The following is a 23,818-nucleotide window of genomic DNA, read 5'->3' as shown; positions in this document are numbered from 1 at the left end:
GACGGCGGCCTCTTTTTTGGCGTACAGACATTAATTTTGTGGAGACAGTTTGGAAATTCGGGAAATGCTCGTATAATAGAATTTAATGTAATGATAGAGAGTTAATTCAGATGAAATGTCGGGAGGCACTATTTAAGATGAACTATTCATTTTCCAATCGTATCGCAGCACTGCAACCATCCATTATTCGTGAGATTCTGAAGGCTTCTTCGGGACAAAATGTGATTCCATTCTCTGCGGGAAATCCTGCTCCGGAAACCTTTCCTATTGAGGCGATTCGTACATTCACTCAATCCATTCTGGAGCATGACCCGGTCACAGCTCTGCAATATGGGATTACGGAAGGATATGTCCCCCTCAGGGAAGCATTGACTCAACATTTGAAGACAGGTTTTGATACAGGTAAACCATCCGATCAATTGTTCATCGTATCTGGAGCGCAGCAGGGGATTGAACTGGCCTGTAAAGTGTTCTGTAATGAAGGGGACACGATTATCTGTGAGAGCCCGAGCTTTATTGGTTCCCTGAACTCCTTCCGGGCATCCGGTGCAAAGCTTGCAGGTGTTCCGATGGAGATGGACGGTATGGATATCGAGAAGCTGGAACAGGCGCTGCAAACGGAGCCTAATGTGAAAATGATCTACGTGATCCCAAGTTTCCAGAATCCTACCGGTGTAACAACGAGTCTTGCGAAACGTAAGGCCATATACGAGCTGGCTAAGAAGTATGGCGTTATGATTTTGGAAGATAACCCGTACGGAGAACTTCGATTCAATGGAGACGATGTGCCAACCATCAAGTCTATGGATGATGAGGGTCTGGTCATCTATGTTGGATCATTCTCCAAAATTTTGTCGGCAGGACTGCGCGTTGGTTTCGTACAAGCGCCACATGAAGTCGTGGAGAAGATGGTTGTTGCCAAACAGGGAGAAGACGTACATACAGCCATGCTTCCACAGATTCTGGCATACAAATTCATGACAGAGTATGACTACGCAGGGCACATTAACAGTATTCGTGAGGTCTATCGGAGAAAAGCAACATTGATGATGGACAAGCTGCAAGAGCATATGGGTGAGTCCATTACCTACACCCAACCGGATGGTGGACTGTTCCTCTGGTGTGATCTGCCAGCACATGTGCCCATGCTTGATTATGCCAAGACAGCGGCAGCTCAAGGGGTTGCGGTTGTACCGGGAAATGCATTCCTGGTGAACGAGCAAGACCCTTGTAATGCCATCAGACTTAATTTCTCAACCCCGTCAGACGAACAGATTGTCAAGGGTGTAGAGATTTTGGGGCAGGTATTGAAAGGGTATAACGCTTAAAAATGCTTCAATGTGATATATTTACGAAAAGCCGCCAATTGGCGGCTTTTTTGGGCTTTTTCTCGTCCTTAATTATCGATTAAAGCACTTAATTCTGCCTGAAATACCTTTTGATTCTTCTGATTGAAAGTACTCAGCAGCACCGTAACAATCCCATTTCCTTTTCGTCTGGGAGTCAGTCCAATGACTTCTGCAATGACATGAAGTTCATCATCCGGAAAGACCGGTTTCAGGAATTGAATGTTATTCATTCCGGTGCCCGCCACGACATGTTCTCCATAGACCCCGACCTCAATCCATAATTTAAAGGAGATATTCATCGTTTGCATGCCAGAAGCAATTAAACTGCCGAATCGGCCTCGCTTGGCCTTTTCCTCATCCAAATGCATGTACTGTGGGTCATAGATTGTGGCAAACTCAATAATATCACGCTTGGATAATGCCAAGGATGTGGTTTCGTAGCGCTGACCTATTACATATTCACTAAATCTCATGAAGGCACCTCGGTTTCTTTAATATGTTTTATCGTAGTTGATGTTTTGCTAAGAGACATGATTGGACTGACGTGTTAAAATGCTAGTGAACTATCCCGTGTGTATTGCTGTGTTACTGCCATGAAGGACTAAACAGATGAAACTGTCTTTGAGGAGTATATATGATGACAACGATTAAAGATGTAGCTAGGATGGCTGGTGTAGCCAGTTCGACCGTATCTTGCGTACTCAACGATAAAGGGAATGTAAGTGAGCCGACAAGAATCCGAGTGCTTGAGGCAGCGAGTCAACTCAATTACGTTAGGCATGGTCCTGCATCCGAATTAAAACGAAATAGTACCCAAACCATTGGTATTATTGTCCATGACATGTCCAGCCCGTATTTCTCGGATTTGGTGAATGGAATAGAAACCGTCGTTATGAGTCATGGATACGATATGATCGTATGTAGTTCGTTGGGTGGAGAGAAGTCGACAGCCCATCGTTACATTCGTGAACGAAGAATTGACGGAGCTATTGTTATCGCTCAGAATATTCAAGATCAGTTGCTGATTGAAGCATCTGAAGCAGGGTTTCCGATTGTTGTCATGGATCGGGATCTGGATGCTCAACATATTGTAAAGGTTTTGATGAGTGATACGCAAGGTGGTTACTTGGCTACCCGTTATCTGATCGATAAAGGGCATCGGACTATAGCTTATATTAGTGGCCCATCACAATCGGAATGTAATCTCCATCGTTATCAAGGTTATTTGAAAGCCTTGAAGGAGGCAGGCATTGAAGAGAACCCCGAATGGAAAATTGGCGGACAATACATGAAGCAAGATGGGTACGATGCAGCCAAGAAACTGCTTGAAGGAGAGTTGCCATCCGCTGTATTTTTTGCAAATGATGAAATGGCGATCGGCGGCTTGGAAGCCTTCAGGGAGCATAATATCTCAATACCTGAGCAGTTATCCGTAATTGGCTTTGACAATATACCTGCATCTCAGTACATGAATCCACCTCTGACCACATTTCGTCAGCCGAAGAGGGATGCAGGCCAGCTTGCAGGTCATGTTCTCTTCCAACTGCTGAACGGAGAGATCGTAGAGACGTTATATACACTGGACATTCAATGCGTGGAACGTGATTCTGTTCGGCTCCTCAACCTGAGTTGAGGAGTTTTTTTGCATTCTATAGAATTTTAAATTCTTAAAAAGAAAGGAGAGTAGCCATTTATGCATAATATAAAGACGAGGAATATTTTGCGTTGGAAATAAATGGAGGTTGATACGATGGGCGTACCCACTTTTTTGGAGACAGGCCATATGCAAGAAGGTTTTCCCATTCGGGTAATTCATACAGGAAATCAGTTCAATTATGCTGCACACTGGCATGATGAGGTTGAACTGGTTCTCGTCAATGGTAAGAGCGCCAGAATTGGTGTGAACGACCACGTATGTGAGTTGGAAAAAGGGGATGTGCTGCTGGTCAAACCAGGGGATGTGCACTGCTTTTTGCCGGGGACCGAACATTTGACCATTATCTTGTTCCGACTCGAATTGTTAACGGGGAGTTTCACGACCGAAGCCGAAATTCAGGATCTCGGACAACTTTTCAACAAAACAACAGTTATCCCCTCGAATACGGGAAGTCAGAGCAATCTGACTCAATATATAGATGACATCATTACCGAGAAGAAAAATCAGAAGCCGGGATACCGATGGTTAATGGTATCCAGATTGTATGATCTCATCATACTTTTATTACGTACCAAAGTACCGGTTACCACCGATGAATCTTCATCTTCAGGATGGGCATGTACTTCTTCCAAAAAATTTGAATTCCTTGAATCGGTCTGTGAATACCTGGAGGAGCACTATGCTGAGCCCATTAAGCTGGAACAGGTGGCGGAACATATTAAATTCAGCAAGTTCCATGTCTGCAAGTTGTTCAAAGAGATCAAGGGAGTAACACTGATGGAATACTTGAATCATTTTCGAATTATCAAATCCGAGTGGGCCTTATTGTTCCGTCAGGATACGATTCTGGAGATTGCGATCGGACATGGATTTAACAATGTTAACTCCTATAATCGTCTTTTCAAAAAATATAATGACTGCACACCCTCCGAATTTCGTAAGAAACATCGTACGAATATCACAAAATATGGAGGGTAATGCACAATATTTGTGGAGAAAGCCCTCTCCAAAATCAATATACTCTAATAAATTGTAAGCGTTTCCTTTTTGAAGGAGGGGGCCTATGAAGAAGTGGTTTAAGCCAACTATTGTATTTGTATGTGCAGCGATGTTGTTAGCTGGTTGTCAGTTCAGTCCATCGAGTCAAACCAAGCAACAGGAGATTACCGTGTGGAGTTTTACGGATGAAGCAGGGTACGCCATCGAGAAATTCGAACAGAAATATCCTGACATCAAAGTGAACTTTGTCAACATCCCCGGTAATTTCTATATCACCAAGCTGAAATCTGCGCTACAGACAACCTCGAAGGCTCCAGATGTATTTATGATTGAAAATGCAAATATTCGAGAGCTGATTGACGTTCCATATCTGGAGAATCTATCAGCTTCGCCGTATAACGCCAATGAACTTATCCAGGAACAATATGCTTTTGTTCAGGCTAATGAACAGGACAGTGAGGGAAATGTCAGAGCGATAGGTTATCAGGGAACACCAGGGGGCATCTACTATCGTCGGGATTTGGCGAAAAAATATCTGGGCACCGATGATCCTGAGCAGGTGGGTTCACAGATCGATACATGGGAGAAGATCTTCGAGATCGGAGAGAAGGTACAGCAACTTAGCGGGAATAAAGTACATGCATTGGCGAATTGGAATGCTATATCGAATTCATATGATGGTATACCTTGGGTGAAGGATGGCAAGCTTGTCATCGATCCAACTTACTTGGAAGTGCTCGATCTTGTACGTGAAGCACGTGAGCGAAATGTACTTGCCGAGTATGAAGATGGAAGTGCAGGTTACGCTGCATCTATGCAAAAAGGAGAGGTCATGTTTTATCCCGGGGCAACCTGGGCACTGCAATATACGTTCAAGGCAAACGCCCCGGATACCGAAGGCATGTGGGGCTTGGCTCAGGGACCGTCAGCGTTTAGTGCAGGCGGAACTTATATAGCGATGTACAGTAAAAGTGACAAAAAGGATCTGGCCTGGAAGTTTATCGAGTTCTATAACTTTAACCACGACTTTCTGTCGGAGTTAGCGAAAGAACAGGATTATTTCACCAGCAACATGGTTGTGAATGATGAACTTGCCCCGTCTCTCTCATCGTCTTATTTGGGAGGACAGAAGCATTTCGAGTTTTTCTCGGAGGCTGCAAAACGGGTACCTGTATACGAACGCACCAAATATGATGCCACGATTAACAATGATATCTACAAGATTGTACTCCAGTTATATCTCAATAAGGACATTCAGACCAAGGAAGAAGTCGTAAAGCGAATCAAACGTGATGTCACCTTGAGATTTCCGGAGCTGGAAGTGGATTAGTAAGCGATTGAATATACACATCCGATGATAACTGGGGGGATAGAACATGTTTGCCAAAACGATTCGCAAGGACCATTACGGCTACTACTTCATTGCTCCGTTTTTTATTATTTTCACCACTTTTGGGCTGTATCCCATTTTATATTCACTCTACATCAGTTTCACCAACTTTGATGGAATCACGACACCTGACTTTGTAGGGATCGGTAACTACGTCGCCGTATTACAAGACCCGTTGTTTTACAAAACCTTGTTTAATACGTTATTCATCTGGGGCGTTTCTGTAGTTCCACAACTCACAATCTCACTTGTGTTGGCTTTTATCCTGAATGATAAGCTGCTCAAAGGACGGGACTTTTTCAGAGCCGTATACTTTTTTCCCAACATCGTTACGGCGGCATCACTTGGACTACTTGTCAGTTTGATTTTTGACTGGCAGTCTGGCGGACTGAATCATTTTTTGGTGCAGACCGGCATAATACAAGATCCAATTAACTGGAAAAATGATCCCTGGTTTATGCGTCTGATTGTATCATCCATTTTGTTTTTTCAATACTTTGGCTATTCCATGGTCATCTACCTAGCTGGTCTTCAGGGCATTGACCCTTCTCTGCTGGAGGCTGCCCAGATGGATGGCGCGAAAAAGAAACATATCTTCATTCATATTATCGTGCCGATGCTCCGACCAATTATTCTGTTTCAGATGATTACATCCATTATTGGGGGCATCCAGATTTTCGATCAGCCATTTACGCTGACCAATGGAACTGGCGGTCCTGACCGGGCAGCCATGACCAGTATTATGTATCTCTATAATGTAGCATTCCAGAGCACGCGTTTTGGTTATGGCGCTGCCATCGCATTTTGCCTGTTCATCATTATCATATTGTTGTCTGTTGCATCCTTCATCATGACCAAGCGCAAGAGCCGTTCATAGGGAGGGGAGTTCTTCATGCAAACTGCAAAATCAATGGAACAACCAAATGCAGCGATTCAACATTATGCCAATACAAGGCGACTAACGGCGGGCAAGATCATCATATATCTGTTGCTGATTGGTCTAGCCGTACTCTGTATTATTCCATTCTATCTGATGCTCATCTATTCCACACACAATAATGCAACGATTGCTTCGACGTTTACATTTCTCCCTGGATCATTCTTGGTTGATAACTATATGAACATGGTATCCAAAATCAACATATGGCGTGGGTTTGCCAACAGCATATTTATTGCAGGAACATCGACCGTATTATCTCTGTATATTGGGGCCTTAACTGCGTATGGATTTGCCAAATTTAAATTCAAAGGACGAAACGGGTTGTTCCTGTTTTTGTTAGCAACCATGATGGTACCGGGTCAACTAGCTTTGATTGGCGTATATCGACTATTCAGCATGATGGGACTTCTGGATAGCTATGCTGCAATTATTTTGCCTGCTGCGGCTAACGCGTTTAATGTATTTTTTATCAAGCAGTTCATGGAGAGCAGCATCCCGGATGAGATTATTGAATCTGCACGGGTGGACAGTGCCGGTGAGTTCCGGACGTTCAATCAGATTGTACTGCCTATTCTGGGGCCGGCGATCGCCGCCCTTGGCATATTCACGTTTATCGGATCATGGAATAATTTCCTGACACCGCTTGTGTTATTTTTCTCCCTGGATAAATATCCGCTTCCGGTATTGGTTGCGCTAGTGCAGGGGTACTATGGGATGGATTATGGGCTCTTGTATTTGGGAGTAGCGATCTCAATCCTGCCTATTATTATTGTATTCTCTGTATTTTCCAAACAGATTATTGGGAGTGTTGCTTTGGGTGCTGTGAAAGGATAGTGATCAATTGACAATAGGGAATTTCAAAGAGCAAGATCAACGAATTCATAGGAATGAATAGCGTTCTATATCATCAGAGTCGCTCATGAGGGCGGCTTTTTTGGCATTCTATATTTTGCGTATATATCCCATCTGATAAGTAAAGGATACCTTTAACTGAGAATATCTGGACGGAGCATTCACGGAAAGGGGAGGCGTCATGGACACATCAGCGATAACACAACAGGACCTACCATTAACCGGACATCTTGCTGTTGATCAACAAATGTTACGTTCTGTTTTTGCGGGTTGCTCGGACGTTGTATTTCATACATTCCAAACGGCGTGTCTTACTTCAGCGTTATGCGTATATTGTGTTGGTGTGTGCGATACAGAGCGTCTGGAACGACAGGTACTAACGCCCCTTCAGGAAATGGGGATCGAAGCAGCGCAAGTTCCCCTGGCTTCTGTTAAGCATGTTGAAACGACCACTCAGGCAGTACAGGCTATATTTGAGGGGGAAGCTCTATTACTGCTGGATGGTTCAATAGGCGGAACTACATACCCTCTATACCAAGCTGCAAATCGTTCAACGGAAGAACCGTTAGCTGAATCGACCGTGCGTGGTGCACGGGATGGGTTCACAGAATCGTTGACCATGAATATGTCATTACTGCGCAAACGTCTCAAGACACCTGCATTAAAGATTCATACACGTAACATGGGAGATCGTACAAACACCAGCATTTCACTTGTATACATGGAGGGGATTATTGATCCCAAACTTGTTAAGGAAGTGGAGACACGACTTGGCGATTTAAAGCTCCGTGACGTACTGGAGAGTCAGTACATTGAAGAAGGCATTGTCGACCAGCGATATTCACCATTTCCACAGATGATTGCGACGGAGCGCCCGGATGTTGTTGTTTCCAACTTGCTGGAAGGTCGTTTTGCTATTCTCGTTGACGGAACGCCGTTTACCCTTATCGCACCAGTGACCATTTTTTCTATGTTACAATCCCCCGAAGATTATTATCAAAATGTGTTCATGAGTGTTTTTGTACGCTGGCTGCGATACAGTTTTTTTGTTTTATCCATGCTGCTTCCATCGGCTTATGTAGCGATTACTACGTTTCATCAGGAGATGATTCCTACCGTATTGCTTCTCAGTATTGCTCGGGCTAGAGAAGAGATCCCTTTTCCTGCCCTGGTGGAAGCACTCATTATGGAAATCGCCTTTGAAGCATTGCGTGAGGCTGGTGTCCGATTGCCGAAGCAGGTTGGATCGGCGGTCAGTATCGTGGGAGCCTTAATTATTGGGCAAGCTGCGACGAGTGCCGGAATTGTCTCAGCCCCCATGATTATCATTGTCGCGATTACCGGTATCGCTTCTTTCATGATACCCCGTTATGCTGCCAGCATCGCGACCCGTCTACTACGGTTTCCCATGATGTTTCTTGCAGGAACGCTGGGACTCACGGGTGTCATGCTGGGAGTCATCTTGGTTGTCATTCATCTGAGCAGTCTTCGTTCATTTGGAACACCTTATCTCTCACCGGTAGCACCTACGATGGCTAAGGAACTTAAGGATGTATGGTGGCGTCCATCCCCAAGGAACAAACCGCACTAAAACAATCTACATTCAAGCAAACAAGGGAGCGGGATTACATATGTTGACTGACAAAGGGAAAATATCGGTGACTCAATTGGCATTTATGGTCTTTCCCGCCATTCTCGCGACGGCTATCTTGTCTGTGCCTGGAATTACAATGCACTATGCAGGACATGACATGTGGATGACCCCAATTATAGGTTCTATTGTTGGGTTGGCTGCCATTGGTATTTCCGTTGGACTTGATCGTCTGTACCCTGGAAAAACACTCATTCAATCCAGTGTATTGATTATTGGTCGGATTCCGGGCAAGTTACTCGGCCTGATATATATCGCTTTTTTGCCCCACCTGACGGGCTTGATTATCCGGGAATACGGTGAATTCATTGTCAATAATGCACTTCCGCGTACACCTTTGTTTGTTGTGATGGGTACGATGGTTGTTGTATGTGCGATTAATGTCAGACTCGGGATCGAAGTTGTCGGACGAACCGCTCAGGTGTTTGTTACCCTGCTGATCGTGCTGCTGGCTTTGATCTTTATATTGTTGATTGGTGAACTGAATCCTGCCGAGCTGTTTCCTTTCATGGAGAATGGGCCCATTCCTATTATTACCGGGGCCGCTGCACCTGCTGCATGGTTTAGTGAATATATCGTGCTGGCTTTTCTGCTACCTTATGTGAATAAAAAAAAACGAATAACCCGGGTCATGCTGGGTTCCCTTGTATTGACAACAACTGCAATGACAGTTACCAATCTGTTTTGCCTGTTTTTAATTGGTGATTTGACAGATACATTTGTATTTCCGGTCATGATCGCAGCAAGATACATAACCATTGCGGACTTTCTGCAACATATCGAATCTCTTATTATTGCCATCTGGATTTTCGGTATTTTCGTTAAAATTTCCGTTTTTCTATATATCTTTGCTACATCAACCGCGGAATGGTTCGGTTTGCGAGACTACAAACCTGTGGTTGGTCCACTTTCATTTCTGTGCATGGTATTTGCTTATTGGGTTGTGTCCGGCAGCTCCGGTATTTCCAGTCTGATTGGCCCTTCAGCTAACTTGTATACGATCAGCATTTTATTAATCCTTCCGGCTATGATCTACGGTGTCGCATGGCTGAAAAAAGGGTGGACACATTTCAGAAAGAATTGAGCGAACACCTGATTGATGGGGGGGGAGCACTTGCGAATATATAGAGTACTGCTAATGCCAATATTGTGTTGTGTGCTTTTGAGTGGATGCTGGGATCGCATCGAAATTAACGATTTGGCTATTGTGCTGGCTACAGGTATAGATTACGAAGATGGCAAAGTACAATTGACTTCACAGATTTTCATTCCGCGAAAGGCGAGTGCAGGAGATAGCAGTGGGAGTGGAGGCAGTCCAAGCGGGGTTACAATGATTCGAACAGCGGAAGGACGTACAATTGCCGAGGCATTGAATCGGTTGCAACGTAAAGTTCCCCGGAATATGTTCTGGGGCCACTGCGAAGTCATAATCATTAGTGAGCAAGCCGGCAAACGCGGTATTCGCGAGTATATCGATTTCTTCCTGCGTTACCCTCAGTTCAGGGAGCATGCATATGTCTTTTCCAGCGAAAAGGCTGCGAAAGATATCCTTGCCTTACTTGATCCTCTGGAGCGAAGTTCTGCAGAGTCGTTGCGAGAAATGGCCAATCTGAAGTTAGGTACACGTGTTACTGCGCTTGAACTAGCTAAATCTATTGAAGGTCCGAGCAGTTCCGCCATTTTGTCTCGCATGTTAATCTTACCCCCGGAGCCCGATCAGGATAAACTGACAACCACACCATATGTGAAAGGTCTGAGCTTGTATAAGAAGGATCGCTATGTCAAGACGGTCAAAGAACCACTAAGTGTAGGTGTATTACTACTTGCAAAAGAACTGGACAACATTATCATGCCTGTTGAGTTTGAGCCGTTAGAGGGTTCTTTCTCGATAAGACTCATTGAAAATAAAACTTCCTTGAAGCCGCGAATTGTAAACCAACAGTGGAGTATGAAGGTCGATATCCAAACCAGGGGAGAAGTGGTGTTAAATACAACGGATGCCAATCTGACTGATCCCGCTGTATTAACTAAACTGGAAAAGGAATGGTCGGCTAAGCTCACATCTTTGGCTCATGATGCTTTAGACATGTCCCAGAAAGAGCTGCGCTCCGATTTCTTCAAATTTGCAGTTGAATTCCGCAGATATTATCCGAATCAATGGAAGGCGCAGGTGAAGAACTGGGAAAGCATCTATCCTGATATGGACGTGGAAGTCAACGTAGATGCACATGTAGTACGTACCGGAAAATCAACAGGACCACAAGGGATACCTAATGAGGACGAAAGTTAAACAAAATCGGCTCCTGTACAAGCCTGAGAAGAGAGGTGATTGCATGAAACTAGGCTCAATCCTTGGAATATTGATGCTGGCGACTGCGATAGTGTATGGAGAGTGGAAGAGTAGCAAAGAGAAGCGAGCCAGAATAGTGACCGCGGGAATTACTGCTGTGGCGGCAGTAATTGGGATCATTCTTCTCTTTCAGGCCCGGTTGCCTGGACCGACCCAGTTTGTGAAGCTTGTATTTGGAAGTGTGGATAAATTTATGAAGTGAAATGATGGAGAAAGAAGGACCGAGTCTCTGCGTACCAGAGGCGCGGTCCTTCTTTTATTTAAGTTAGCTGTATCCAGTCAGAATGTTTACTCTTTGATCACAGAAGCGTTAACGGCATCTTCCATTTTCGTATTGTAGGAACGGAACAGACCCAGACGCCAGAATGCGGCTCCTTTGAGGTCATAACGTTTGGCGAGACCCAGCTTATCATCAACAGAGGACGGCGTTTCACTGCTTAGACTGATACCGAGCAGAAGCTTGCTCTTTGGGACACCGGCCTGTATGGCTAATTGAATCGCCTGATCCACAAGACTATTTGGCTCAGGTACCTGAGATTTGGTGCCAATCGGATTATACTGATAGGCCATAATAATAAGATCATCTGCAATAGAGGCAAGTGATTTGTAATCATAACCTTTATAAGCACTATTCAGCGGTGGTACCGCCAGAGATAAAGCTGTGTCCTGGGGCAAGGAACTCTTTAGTTGTTTCACGTAAGCATTGAGCAGCTTCTGTTGTTCTACCGCATCCAGTTTAAAGCCCAGTCCTTCAAAATCCAGAACAACTCCGCCAAAACCATGCTCTGTGACAGCAGCAGTTATACCTTCAATCGATTTCTGCCGCAGGCTCTTGTCGCTCAGAACTTTGGTCAGTTCTCCGTTTCCATCTAAGGCATACACCATGAGCTGTGGTTGGATCTGTTGATCTGCTGCATCAGCAACGATGGACTGCGGTGTAATATCACCCGCAGCAGCAGGGAGGCGGCACTCATCTCCTTGGAGCGTAAACTGACCTTCACGATCAATGCGGCTCCAGCCAAAGGCTACGGAATTCATGGAAGTAATAAGGTCCTTTTCTTGAAAGGATTGCAATGCATAGAAGGCTCTCAGGTGCATCTCACGTTGTGGGGAGACAAGGGAGACCGTCTTGGTTGCTTGATTCCAGCTTACTTGTACACCGAATTGATTACTGAACGAACTTAGTGGAATAAGTACGCGGCCCTCCCGCTGAACGGGTGCTGCAGCAAGTGTAACTTTTTTTTCATTTACGGTCGCTGTGGTGCTGCCAACTTGTAATAGTACCTCGGTAGTTTGTCCTTTCACAGTGTTCGTTGCTTTTACAGTCTGTGATTTGCTGTTCCAGGTAATATCGATACCTAGGGCTTCCCCGACTGTCCGAAACGGAACGTAAGTGACACCTTTATCAACTCGTGGAGCTGCATCAAATTTCAGGGGTACATCATCCAATTGAACTGAGATGGCCGGGGCAGCATAGGCTCCACCGATATTGGGGGTACTTCCAAGAATAGAGAGAGCAATTACAGTAACCGCAGCGATTTTTCCTACACGTTTAATAAGCATCGTTTGTGTCCTCCAACTCCGTACATAATAGTAGAATTATATTTTGAACAGAATCTAGTAATCTAACATATGTAGCATAACAAAATTTTCATATCGTTCCAATATAAGAGTCTGGAATATAGTCGTATATATCATATCGCTGTTTAATAGATTCTTCCGACCATAGTGAAATTAAATTAAACTCTGTTGAGCTAATGGTAAGAAGTCCAAACACAATAGCACGCTACGAATATACTATCCTATCCCAACATTAGGAGGTAGATTAATGAGCACATTTCTGGATGCAAGAACATCACAAAATGCCAGTTTGGCCAACTCAATAGCTATTCCAATATTATTCTTGAACACCCCACAGCTCTTTGGCCAAATCGGTCTGCAAACTGCCGGAGCAGGAGCGAATCCCAGAGTTCAATTTAAAGGGACGGTTTCTGTACAATTACCTTTAGCTCTTGTTGGAATAACGATCACCGTTGTAAGAGGTACCTTGTCAACGGACCCGGTTATTTATTCTGCTACATCCACATTTGATTTAAGTGTACTGGCACCACAAGTAATCACATTCTCAGGTGATGATTTCAATCCACCGATTTTACCACAATTAACCTACACTGCTTTTGTAAGCTCCAACTTGTTGGGTACAATCCGTGTTGGTCCCGAGAATTTTGATGGATTTGTTGTCTCTGATTAATAAGGACAACGCTTCAATACCTTTATACCTCATCAATATCAAATTGGTGAGGTAATGGGTACTATTAATTAGCTCTCTCTAAAAATAGTTGTGTTAATCGTAAAAACAACCCCATACCTCTAATCTACGGGAAACCGATTAGAGGTATGGGGTTGCACGTGTTTTTTTAATCTGAAACGACTAATCCATCGAAGCTTTCGGGTCCAACCCGAATAGTTCCGAGCAGATTTGTGCTGATAAATGCGGTGTAGGTTAATTGGGGCATGAGCGGTGGATTAAAGTCAGTGGCAGTGAAGACAATCACTTCAGGGTTAAGCAGACCATCCAGACCATAGAATAATATATTCATCATTCAGATATTTGTATGGACAGTGGATGCAGCGCTAGAAATATTAAAGACAAACTGACTGCCCAAGTGACTGGACTCTTTAAGCCATACAATGCCACCCATTAATTCAGCGAGTTGTTTACAGATGGACAGGCCAAGCCCCGCTCCGCCATACTTTCCTGAATTACCATGAATCTGGGAATAGGACTTGAACAACAGATCCTGACGATCCTGCGGGATGCCGATGCCCGTATCCTTTATTTCGTAGGATGCATGGAGAGTACCTTCTGTATCAGCAGATACCTGAGTAGAGATACATACTTCACCTTTCTCCGTAAATTTAAGCGCATTCCCAACGAGATTGATTAGAATCTGACGAACTTTGTGCTGATCGCCCATAAGCATCAGATGATCATTAATATTATATTCTGCGTACAACCTAATTCTTTTTTTCTGTGCTTCAGAAGAGAATAATTGTAATACATGTTCAACTGTTTCAGTGACACTATAGGGCTTGATCTCCAGAGAGATCGCACCCGCTTCTGCTTTGGAGTAGTCCAGAATTTGATCCATCATCAACAGAAGGCTGGTACCACTCGACTCAATGACATTAACATATAACGATTGATCATCACTCAGCCTGGTCGATTGCAACAGATTGGCCATTGCAAGAACACCATTCATTGGCGTCCGGATTTCGTGGCTGAGAACGGCCAGCAGATTTTTCTTTTCTTCAAGCACTTTTGCAGCGGTCTCTTCCGCTTGTTTTAACTGTCGCAGAGTTGTTTCCATCTCAAGAAGTCTCGTGAAAAATGAAGACAAGGAGAGAAGCAGATCCACGTCCTTTTGTTGATAGGAATAGAAATCCTGATCAAATGAGCAAAGGGAGCCGTAGATTTCTCCGTTCTCATTATGTATAGGCACACCGACAAATGAACACCCACCTACGAATTCGGTTGCGTCCATATGTCTGGTTAATGGATGTGTTAGATTATTATTGATTACTAGCGGGCCTTCGGAATGTTCAGTCACAAGTGCACAGTATGACTCGGCGTTATCAACGACCAGCCCCTCACCCAGAATTAGTTTGTCACGATTATATACGTTTAGAACTTTGGTGGATAGATGATCCAACTGCGCAATACAGAACGTATTTGCAGGAATTAACCTGCTTGCCGTGTCCATGACATTAGCAGCCGAATCATATAATTTATGTGAGACAATGGATAGTACATCAATGAATTCTGTTTTTAACATATTGATTTGACTCCTCCTGATTGTAGAAATTCGTTGTGCACTGTATTCATTATATATGAATTTGAAGAATCGATCATGTATGGTTTTGACAGTGGGAGACGGAAATGAGAAAATATAATGCTGTGCAACATGTATATATTAATAAAGTTTTGGAGGCAAATCAATGAATCAGCGTTTTCGAATTACCCGATCCATGCAAGATAGTAATGCCGAGCAATCCATCTCGCTGGAAGAGTGCAAACTCTACTTCGAATCCCAACCCGATTTTACCTATTCACCGGTTCTTAACATTGTAGGAGCTGAGAGCACCATGACCATCGAAGGGGACTTTTTTATGTGGGACCTTGAGGGTGCACAGATTGCTTTTCGTTTGTACATGGGGGATCTGTATGTAGCTATTTCTAACGAAGCTATTGTACCCAAAATGATTGAGATTGCAACGGAACTACGTGCAGATATCGTTGAAGGATAAGAAGTAGAGAACTAGAGTTTGATTAAAATGTTATCATGTTAGTTGTAGTCTATTTTAGACATTCCTGTAAAAATGAGACTAAAGGTTCATTTATATTCCATATGTTAGATTGTAATATATGGAATATAAAACATTTTACAGGAGAGTGAATGAAGTGAAAAAGACCAAATTAATACTAGTTGTGTTCATGAGTATGATCCTTGCCTTATCAATAACTGGAATAGGATCGAGTTCAAAGGCTTCTGCAGCTACGGCACGTACACCCATTGTATTGGTACATGGATTGACCGGTTCAGATAGCAATTTTACAGCAATTGAGAGTTATTTGCGTAGCCAAGGGTGGACAAGAGACGAATTATTCGCGATTGACCTTCCTAGCAAACAAGGAAACCAGCTGTTGAACTCCGCAGCAATTAGTCGATTCGTAGATGATGTTCTAAACCAAACGGGTCACACGAAAGTGAATATTATAGCTCATAGCATGGGTGGAGCTAATAGTCTCTATTACATACTTAACCGTGGAGGCGCTTCCAAAGTGGATAAATTGATTACCCTTGGCGGGGCTAATCGATTGACCACAACGACAGCTCCGAGTGGAATAAAGGTGACTTCGATCTATTCCACCAGTGACACGATTGTGTCCCCGGCACTTTCGCGGTTGAACGGGGCGAACAACGTTTCGGTTTCCCTCGTATCCCATATTGGTCTGCTGTTTAACTCACGGGTGAATGCCCTGATCAAAACTGCGTTGAATGAGTAGCTGAACATACAAAATGTGCATTCTTTCAAAATATACTGAATGATTGACTTGAACACGACTGACCATTCATGGGCAGTCGTGTTTTCGTATTACCCGAAAATGGCTCACTGAGGTAAGATTCAAAAATAGGTACATCCATTCTATAATTAGAAATCAGAATAAAAATGGAACAAGTTAAAGGAGTCTGTGTACATGCAATTTCAACCGAATGATCGAATTAAGGTTCATCCAGGCTTTTGGGCTGGATTACAACAATTAGGAATTGGTGCTGACGACATCGCTCGTACAGCACAACTATCTCTTGAGACAATCAATAAACCTGTAGTGACCCAATCTCACTACTTCGCAATCTGGCAGGCCTACTCTGATCTCAATGGGGACACGGCCGAGGGCATCATCAAACTTGCAACCGGATATGAAATATCGAAGTATCCTCCGCCTGTACTGGCGATGTACCATGCTCGTGATTATCGTGATGCGTTGAATCGCATGGTGCGTTACAAGCAAATGTGTCCTCCCGAAAGCTTGCAGATTACCGAAGCAGGGGAGGAATGTATCATTGAACTCGAATGGTTACATAAGGAGCAACAAGGTCCGCCATTACTGGTTGGTATTACGCTGGCATTTCTGATCGAACTTGGACGGAGGGGCACAGGACAACCTTTGACTGCCAAAAGGGTTGAGTTCTCCCAACCGATGGGTGACGTAGCCACCCTTGAGGCTTACTTCGGCTGCCGAGTTGATACGAATTCTAACTATAATCGGCTGACGCTAGAACGGAAAGATCTGAGTCTTCCATTTCTATCGTATAACGAGGAGTTACTGGAGATTCTGACCCCGGCTCTGGATCGGTCGCTGGACGAACAAGAGAGCAATCGTTCCGTTACTGAAGTGGTCAAATGGATTATGAAACGCAGCCTCACAGGAAAGCGCCCTGACATCCAGACGGTCGCCAAAGAGCTTCGCATGAGTGATCGTACCTTGCAGCGGCGACTGACGGAGGAGAACACAAACTTCAAGCAGTTATTAACCGAAGCCAGACGTGAGCAGGCCCGAGCGTACCTTGCAGATCCTTCGCTCGATATCAAAGAAGTGGCATTTCTGGTTGGATATGAAGACCAGAATTCGTTCTATCGTGCTTTCAAGACCTGGGAAGGGGATACACCTTCAAATTGGCGTGTAAGGCAATAATTCTGGCGCAAAGTGCTAGTTACGAGGCCCTTCAGACTGCGTAATATTATATCTATCCGGTGCATGAAGCTGTTGGCAATGTTCAAGAAACGGCTGCCGGATAGTTGTAATCAAGAAGGAGAAATGCAGCATGGATATGGGACTAAAAGAGAAAACAGCCTTAGTTACAGGATCAACAAAAGGGATCGGCAAAGCGATTGCTATAGAACTCGCTCGAGAAGGTGTTCATGTTCTGATTAATGGACGCAATGATGAAGAGGTAGAACGAACAGTTCGTGAAATCAAGTCCACTTTTCCGGAGACCTCTCTGCAAAATGCCACGGCTGATCTTGTGGATCTGGAGCAACGCCAAGCTTTATTCGAGAAATTTCCTGAGGTTGATATATTAATCAATAGCATGGGTATATATGAAATCATGAGTTATGAAGACGTAAATGATGAAGTGTGGGAGAAATATTTCCGTACGAATGTACTCGCTGCCAATGGCTTGTCTCAATTTTATTTACCTAAAATGGTGAAGAACAATGACGGGCGTATTATTTTCATCGCAAGTGAAGAAGCCCTTATGCCCTCAGGCCAGATGCCCCAGTATTGCATGACCAAGTCAATGCTGCTGTCATTATCCAAAAGTTTGTCCAAACTGACAGCGGGGACCGAGGTTACGATCAATACGATCCTGCCAGGGCCAACACTGTCCGAAAACGTACAAGAAATCATTGAGGGCATATACCTTAATGAGACGTTGACTTTCGAGGAAAAAGAGAAAGATTTTATGAAGACCAATCTGCCTCAGTCTGAATTACAGCGATTCATCAAGCCAAGTGAAATAGGCAGACTCGCAGCATTTGTATGCAGCCCATATGCTTCAGCCTTCAGAGGTTCTCCCATCCGAATGGACGGGGGCATGGTTCCCACCATATTTTAAAATTTTTGAGGATACAGGATATGTATCCATAAGATGTCGCCAGCATTGGCGACTTTTTTATTTGTAAATGATCTATGCGAGGGCGTCAATCGAGTTTATAATACAGGTATGATTTTCGAAAACGATTTCTGTTTATTGGAAGCGATTACTTTTATCGATTAGTTGAATCTAAAAGGGGACACTATCATGATAGCTGCAATAAATCTGGAAGGCATATGGAAACTCCAACTCGATGAACATAAGGTGGAACGTGGTCTGAATTTCTCAGACGTTATTACATTGCCAAATACTACATCTCATGCGGCCAAGGGCAAGAAAAACGAGAATGTGTTAATCGGTGCGCTGACGGTTGAGTACTTATTTGAGGGTTATGCCTGGTTTTCACGAGAGATTGAAATTCCCGAACACTTGGCTGGCAAACGTTGCTTCTTGCATCTGGAACGAACACGAGTAACCACAGTTTGGATCGATGGGGTGGAATGCGGAACACAAAACAGTCTGAACACACCTCACCGTTATAAGATTGAGGGAGGGCTAACCACTGGGACTCATACAATTAACATTCGAGTGGACAATACCAATTATCCAACCAAAGGTGGCCACCTTACATCCGAAGACACGCAGACGAATTGGAACGGCATCACTGGGAAATTGGAACTTCAATTTTTCGAGCGTGTTTTCCTGGATAATGTTCAGGTCTATCCCGATCTTGCGACTCGATCTTTCGAGATCAAGGCAGCACTTGTTGGTGACCTGCAAGGAGTGCAAACCGTGGTGTCAGCTGTTGCTGTCAGTGCAGACCCGGTGTATACGACGGAGGAGCAGACATTCATACCGGATTCGCATGAGATCCAGCTGACGTACAAGATTGGCGAAGATGCGATGTTATGGAGTGATGATGAACCTAACCTGTACCAACTTCATATTCATCTGCAAGATCAGGACGGCGAAGTGCTGGATTCCACCGAAGTATGGGCGGGATTACGGGAATTCCGGGCTGCTGGAGACAAATTCACCATTAATGGTCGCAAAACGTTTCTTCGAGGCAAACATGACGGGCTAATCTTTCCGCTCACGGGATACGCGCCAACAGATGTGGATGAATGGGTTCGTATTCTCGCTATCTCCAAGTCCTACGGTATCAATCACTACCGTTTCCATACCTGTTGTCCTCCGGAGGCTGCTTTTATTGCAGCGGATCTGCTCGGCATCTACATGGAGCCTGAGCTTCCGTTCTGGGGAACCATTACGGATGAATCTTCGGATGGGCATAATCAAGCAGAGCAGGATTACTTGATTAGCGAAGGATTTGCGATGCTGCGTGCTTTTGGTAATCATCCTTCGTTTGTCATGATGTCCATGGGGAATGAACTATGGGGAAGCAAGGACAGATTGAATTCGATCCTGAAGGCATACAAAGCATATGATCATCGTCATCTATACACCGAAGGTTCGAATAACTTTCAGTTTGTGCCGGATATTCTGGAGGAAAGTGAATTCTTCTGCGGGGTTCGTTTCTCCAAAGAGCGCCTGTTCAGAGGTTCATATGCGATGTGTGATGCTCCGCTCGGTCACGTGCAGACCGATCTGCCAAATACATTGAAAGATTACGATTCAAACATTGTACCTGAGCAAGGCAGCGATGCTGACCCTTCTGGTCAGACTGGGGACAAAGAGATTCAGATTCAGTATGGGACAGGTTCCAAAACGGTGCAGGCCGAAGCTGGAAGTGATCAACTTGTCTCACACGTACCAATCATCTCGCATGAAATTGGACAGTACGCCACGTTTCCTAATTTTGAGGAGATCAACAAGTATACGGGTTCTCTCAAAGCCAAGAATTTCGAAGTATTTCGAGAGCGTCTGAATGCCAAAGGACTGGGACATCTGGCGGAAGCATACTTCAGAGCCTCTGGTAAACTCGCGGTCGCATGTTACAAGGAAGAACTGGAAGCTGCTTTTCGTTCGCAGCAACTAGCCGGGTTCCAGCTGCTGGATCTTCAGGATTTCAGTGGTCAGGGAACAGCGCTGGTGGGTGTACTGGACGCATTCATGGATTCCAAAGGCATGATTACACCTGAGGAGTGGAGAACGTTTTGTTCCGACGCTGTGTTGTTGGCGAGATTCCCCAAATATAATTATCAAGCGGGTGAATTGTTCGAAGCACGCATTGAATTAAGTTACTTCCGCAGACAGGCATTGGACGGACTTCATCTGAAGTGGGAGCTACATGGTGAGGATTCCACCCTTGCAGAAGGAAAAGCAGACCTTCCATCATTCCATGGAGAACATTATGTGAGTATCACAAATCTCTGTATGCATATCCCAATAGTCTCCAAGATGACCAAGATGGAACTGTTACTGTCCATTCCAGGTACGGATATCCGTAAGTCCTATGACCTTTGGGCCTACCCGAGCCAACTGGACGTGGACCTGAGCGGTTTGAATCTCTTTACCGAACTCTCCGAAGCAGCGCTGGTGTTGCTAGAGCAGGGAGAGGATATCATGCTTTTCCCAAATCCCGACCAGATTCAACATGCGATTCAAGGTTTCTATAGCACCGATTTCTGGTCTTACCCTATGTTCCGATCCATCTCGGAGAATATGAAAAGAGAAGTTCCTGTGGGCACAATGGGCTTGTTAATTCAACAGGATCATCCGGCCTTCGAACATTTTGTCACAGAGGAGCACTCAACTTATCCGTGGTGGAGCATCGTGTCCGAGTCGTCATCGATCATCTTGGATGAGTTGGATAAAGACTTGAATCCGATCGTGCAGACCATTGACAATTTTGAGCGAAACCACAAGCTCGGCCTGTTGATGGAGTGTCGGGTCCGGAAGGGGAGAGTGCTGATGGGAGCGCTGAATCTGGAGCGTCTGATGACTACATTGGAGGGCAGACAGTTGTTATACAGCTTCCAGCGTTATGTACAAAGTTCCGCTTACCAGCCAGTTGCACGTCTGGAAGTAGAGGAACTTCGCAAGTTGTTTAACTAAGATGTAGGGAGAAGAAGTGTCAGGTTTCCTTTAATTATGCCAATGAGCCCCTTCCGCGAATGGAAGGGGCTATAAGACATGCAGATTGAATCGGTTCATTCTCCCATTAAGCGTTAGATGAACCTGCACTTTTTAGGATTACATTCCAATCTTCTTCTTCAAAAAGTATGTTGTCTTTATCCTCTGTTACTCCGATCCGGACCTCAAGGATCACCATCCTGGTTTCAGCCAGAATAGAAAAGAGACTCTCCTTGGTAATCGCGAACTGATTGCCCATACTCACTTGCATGACCTTTCCGTTGACAAGCACTTGCCCACTGCCTGCAAGCACGGTCCATGCTCTACACCCAGTTCTATGCCAGTTCAACCCGATATGTTTGCCCGGTAAAACCGTTATGTTTAATGTGGTTACTGTTGTATTCTCATCGTCTAACGAACTCTCAATGACACGATAACTGCCCCAGGTTGCTTCACCATACATCGGTTTTAATGGCAAGTTACCCAATTGCGCTTTAATTTCATTTGAATTATTTTTGTTGGCAATGAGAATGCCATCCGGACTTGCGGCAGCGATAATACCTGGCACGCCAATGACTTGGATGGGGTAGGGAAGCTCGTTAATAATATAGGAATCGGAGGAAGAACCCGAGATTCCACCGTGTCCTATTACATGGGTATCTAACTGTGCGCACAGCGTATCCCAGCTTCCGATATCCTGCCATACTCCCTCATAAGGCAGGACTACGGCTCGCTGTGCCTTTTCTGCAACATGCTTGTCAAAACTCCGTTCAGGCAACGCTTCATACAGGGACAACATTTGATCATAATGAACCGGAAGCCCCATTTTTTTAATATGGGATATCATAAACGCGATGGTGAACGCGTACACACCGCAGTTCCATAGTGCCCCACGTTGTAGCAGCGTTTCAGCAATGGAGGCTTCGGGTTTTTCTATAAATTGTGTTATGGGCGCATAAGCATTACGTTCTTCCCCACCCGGCAGGATGTATCCATACTGTTCTGAAGCATGTGTAGGCCTTGTCCCAATTAAAGCGATATCGGCTTGAGAGTGTTTCAGTATATCCGGCAGTAATTGGAAGTTGCTGAAAAAATCTTCACCTGCGAACACATCAGCTGGTGCGATACAGATCACATCGTCATCTTTGGCCATTCGGAAGGATTGCAGATATAACGTCGCTAAGGCCGCCGCAGTAAAAGTGCCTCGTTTATAAGGTTCCCCAATGACTGGTATTTTGCCTTGAGTATGTCGTGCCGTAATATTAGCCTGATCTTGATGTGAAATAATGAGTGTTGAATCCGTTAGGGATGAACTGTCAAGCTGGCGGCATACTCTGCTGATCATGGATTCCCTACCTCCAGCGGGTGATGGAAGTATATCTATGAACAGCTTGGAGCGAAGCTCATTGGATAACGGCCAGAGCCTTTTGCCAGAGCCGCCGCACAGCATTACGATATGCATGGGCTTCCTCCTTAAGCTCAGGGAGCTTTACTATAGATTTTCCGTTTATGAAAGGAAAGAGAACGATATTTAAGAGCCAGATTGCGGATTTGTTGCTCTTTTAACGAAGAAGCGTTCACATTCAGACTTTTATTCTTGGAACTTCTAAGGATCATGCTGCCTGGGTTTTTCGTATACATAAAATTGGCATACGTTTCATACTCGGAGAAACCAAACTGCTTTTTCTTATTGATATTGGAGATGATGGCTTTGTACCATGGCAGTTTATGAACCGCTTCAATTTTCTGTTTTAAGGCAGCGAGTTTCGATTTGTCGAACAGCATATAATGGGTGACAAAAGAGCGGGGACGCGGAGCTTTCATGCCTAACAACTTGCGGTAGGTTTTGAAATATTCCGGCTGGCTCCAGTCACGGCAGTAAAAGACTGTTTTGCCTTCTACAAGAAATGAATGAGGTTTAATCAGTACGGTATCTGCATCCATGACTAGAAAGTACTTTGCCTTCACAATGGAATCTCCGTTCATTTTGAGCAACTGCTGATATAACCAGCCTGACCGATTCCATCGGGAGGACTGGTAGTGTATGTCGTTTTTGGTTATAGGCAGGACGGATCGCTCATTAACAAAAATGCAGTTTTTAAGGGAACAGAGTTTTCTGATCTTGGTGCTGACCGGAGAAACAATATATATGCTTCCAATGGGATGTTTTACATAACGGCGAATGTTATCGATGACGAGGGGAAGGGTAGCCAAATCTTTCTCGATCGCTGGTATAAGAACATCAATCTTAGGCGCATTGTTCAACCGGATTCCAGGCTGGACAGACATCTTCTCAACTCCTTGCACAAATCGTGATGACTCATTATATGGTATGTGTGCAAAAGTGTTTTGGTCAGGGCATGTGCAAATATACATTTTTACGAATAGGGGCTTTTGTTGAGGGTTCCTTTATCGGTATTACATATAATGC

At 44.5% G+C, this 23,818-nt stretch carries 22 protein-coding genes; 16 read left to right on the top strand and 6 right to left on the bottom strand.

Annotated elements, in window-relative coordinates; all coding sequences use genetic code 11:
• Window positions 1-137: 137 nt before the first annotated feature.
• The gene (locus J2Z28_RS16030) at window positions 138-1,328 is read left to right on the top strand and encodes an aminotransferase-like domain-containing protein (protein WP_076317962.1); all 1,191 of its coding nucleotides are present in this window, start codon (window positions 138-140) and stop codon (window positions 1,326-1,328) included.
• 68 nt (window positions 1,329-1,396) lie between these two features.
• Here the strand turns inward: J2Z28_RS16030 and J2Z28_RS16025 are convergent, their stop codons facing one another.
• Window positions 1,397-1,822, bottom strand: a complete 426-nt coding sequence (locus J2Z28_RS16025; RefSeq protein WP_211083230.1) for a MaoC family dehydratase — start codon at window positions 1,820-1,822, stop codon at window positions 1,397-1,399.
• A 164-nt stretch (window positions 1,823-1,986) separates the two neighbouring features.
• Between J2Z28_RS16025 and J2Z28_RS16020 the strand changes: the two genes are divergently transcribed.
• The 9 genes from J2Z28_RS16020 to J2Z28_RS15980 all read left to right on the top strand — a co-directional run bounded on the left by J2Z28_RS16020 (window position 1,987) and on the right by J2Z28_RS15980 (window position 11,390).
• A complete protein-coding gene (locus tag J2Z28_RS16020; protein ID WP_211083229.1) occupies window positions 1,987-2,982 on the top strand; it encodes a LacI family DNA-binding transcriptional regulator in 996 nt (331 codons plus the stop codon).
• 117 nt (window positions 2,983-3,099) lie between these two features.
• Window positions 3,100-3,984 (top strand): AraC family transcriptional regulator, encoded by an 885-nt coding sequence (locus J2Z28_RS16015; RefSeq protein ID WP_211083228.1) that lies wholly within the window; start codon window positions 3,100-3,102, stop codon window positions 3,982-3,984.
• An 85-nt stretch (window positions 3,985-4,069) separates the two neighbouring features.
• Window positions 4,070-5,335 (top strand): ABC transporter substrate-binding protein, encoded by a 1,266-nt coding sequence (locus J2Z28_RS16010; RefSeq protein WP_211083227.1) that lies wholly within the window; start codon window positions 4,070-4,072, stop codon window positions 5,333-5,335.
• A 46-nt stretch (window positions 5,336-5,381) separates the two neighbouring features.
• Window positions 5,382-6,272, top strand: a complete 891-nt coding sequence (locus J2Z28_RS16005; protein WP_074094979.1) for a carbohydrate ABC transporter permease — start codon at window positions 5,382-5,384, stop codon at window positions 6,270-6,272.
• 15 nt (window positions 6,273-6,287) lie between these two features.
• Entirely contained in the window at window positions 6,288-7,169 is an 882-nt protein-coding gene (locus J2Z28_RS16000) for a carbohydrate ABC transporter permease (protein WP_017688597.1), read from the top strand.
• Between the two features lie 199 nt (window positions 7,170-7,368).
• Window positions 7,369-8,778 carry a spore germination protein gene (locus J2Z28_RS15995; protein WP_017688596.1) on the top strand — a complete coding sequence of 470 codons (1,410 nt, stop codon included), beginning with the start codon at window positions 7,369-7,371 and terminating at the stop codon, window positions 8,776-8,778.
• A gap of 40 nt (window positions 8,779-8,818) precedes the next feature.
• Window positions 8,819-9,922 carry a GerAB/ArcD/ProY family transporter gene (locus J2Z28_RS15990; RefSeq protein ID WP_211083226.1) on the top strand — a complete coding sequence of 368 codons (1,104 nt, stop codon included), beginning with the start codon at window positions 8,819-8,821 and terminating at the stop codon, window positions 9,920-9,922.
• A gap of 30 nt (window positions 9,923-9,952) precedes the next feature.
• Window positions 9,953-11,128, top strand: a complete 1,176-nt coding sequence (locus J2Z28_RS15985) for a Ger(x)C family spore germination protein (RefSeq protein ID WP_211083225.1) — start codon at window positions 9,953-9,955, stop codon at window positions 11,126-11,128.
• A gap of 43 nt (window positions 11,129-11,171) precedes the next feature.
• A complete protein-coding gene (locus J2Z28_RS15980; protein WP_211083224.1) occupies window positions 11,172-11,390 on the top strand; it encodes a hypothetical protein in 219 nt (72 codons plus the stop codon).
• An 86-nt stretch (window positions 11,391-11,476) separates the two neighbouring features.
• On the opposite strand, the gene J2Z28_RS15975 is transcribed toward J2Z28_RS15980, so the two are convergent.
• The gene (locus tag J2Z28_RS15975) at window positions 11,477-12,751 is read right to left on the bottom strand and encodes a stalk domain-containing protein (protein ID WP_211083223.1); all 1,275 of its coding nucleotides are present in this window, start codon (window positions 12,749-12,751) and stop codon (window positions 11,477-11,479) included.
• Between the two features lie 265 nt (window positions 12,752-13,016).
• On the opposite strand from J2Z28_RS15975, the gene J2Z28_RS15970 reads away from it, so the two are divergent.
• Complete coding sequence (locus J2Z28_RS15970; RefSeq protein ID WP_211083222.1) at window positions 13,017-13,439, top strand: hypothetical protein; 423 nt, start codon at window positions 13,017-13,019, stop codon at window positions 13,437-13,439.
• A 166-nt stretch (window positions 13,440-13,605) separates the two neighbouring features.
• On the opposite strand, the gene J2Z28_RS15965 is transcribed toward J2Z28_RS15970, so the two are convergent.
• Both J2Z28_RS15965 and J2Z28_RS15960 read right to left on the bottom strand, forming a co-directional pair.
• On the bottom strand, window positions 13,606-13,791 hold the full coding sequence (locus J2Z28_RS15965) for a hypothetical protein (protein WP_211083308.1): 186 nt from the start codon (window positions 13,789-13,791) through the stop codon (window positions 13,606-13,608).
• Window positions 13,792-15,024, bottom strand: a complete 1,233-nt coding sequence (locus J2Z28_RS15960) for a GAF domain-containing sensor histidine kinase (protein WP_211083221.1) — start codon at window positions 15,022-15,024, stop codon at window positions 13,792-13,794.
• Between the two features lie 163 nt (window positions 15,025-15,187).
• Between J2Z28_RS15960 and J2Z28_RS15955 the strand changes: the two genes are divergently transcribed.
• From J2Z28_RS15955 to J2Z28_RS15935, 5 genes are all read left to right on the top strand, one after another.
• Window positions 15,188-15,496, top strand: coding sequence for a hypothetical protein (locus J2Z28_RS15955; RefSeq protein ID WP_211083220.1), 309 nt, complete (start codon window positions 15,188-15,190; stop codon window positions 15,494-15,496).
• A gap of 187 nt (window positions 15,497-15,683) precedes the next feature.
• Entirely contained in the window at window positions 15,684-16,256 is a 573-nt protein-coding gene (locus tag J2Z28_RS15950; protein WP_211083302.1) for an alpha/beta fold hydrolase, read from the top strand.
• Window positions 16,257-16,448: 192 nt separating this feature from the next.
• Window positions 16,449-17,447 (top strand): helix-turn-helix transcriptional regulator, encoded by a 999-nt coding sequence (locus J2Z28_RS15945; RefSeq protein WP_211083219.1) that lies wholly within the window; start codon window positions 16,449-16,451, stop codon window positions 17,445-17,447.
• A 130-nt stretch (window positions 17,448-17,577) separates the two neighbouring features.
• Window positions 17,578-18,372, top strand: coding sequence for an SDR family NAD(P)-dependent oxidoreductase (locus J2Z28_RS15940; protein ID WP_211083218.1), 795 nt, complete (start codon window positions 17,578-17,580; stop codon window positions 18,370-18,372).
• Between the two features lie 186 nt (window positions 18,373-18,558).
• Window positions 18,559-21,369, top strand: coding sequence for a glycoside hydrolase family 2 TIM barrel-domain containing protein (locus J2Z28_RS15935; RefSeq protein WP_211083217.1), 2,811 nt, complete (start codon window positions 18,559-18,561; stop codon window positions 21,367-21,369).
• A gap of 106 nt (window positions 21,370-21,475) precedes the next feature.
• Here the strand turns inward: J2Z28_RS15935 and J2Z28_RS15930 are convergent, their stop codons facing one another.
• Window positions 21,476-22,849, bottom strand: coding sequence for a sugar phosphate nucleotidyltransferase (locus J2Z28_RS15930; protein WP_211083216.1), 1,374 nt, complete (start codon window positions 22,847-22,849; stop codon window positions 21,476-21,478).
• A 17-nt stretch (window positions 22,850-22,866) separates the two neighbouring features.
• Window positions 22,867-23,676 carry a DUF6492 family protein gene (locus J2Z28_RS15925; protein ID WP_211083215.1) on the bottom strand — a complete coding sequence of 270 codons (810 nt, stop codon included), beginning with the start codon at window positions 23,674-23,676 and terminating at the stop codon, window positions 22,867-22,869.
• Window positions 23,677-23,818 lie beyond the last annotated feature (142 nt).

The sequence above is a fragment of the Paenibacillus xylanexedens genome (assembly GCF_017874615.1).
GTDB classification, from domain to species: domain Bacteria; phylum Bacillota; class Bacilli; order Paenibacillales; family Paenibacillaceae; genus Paenibacillus; species Paenibacillus xylanexedens.
This window is presented reverse-complemented; position numbering and strand designations above follow the sequence as displayed.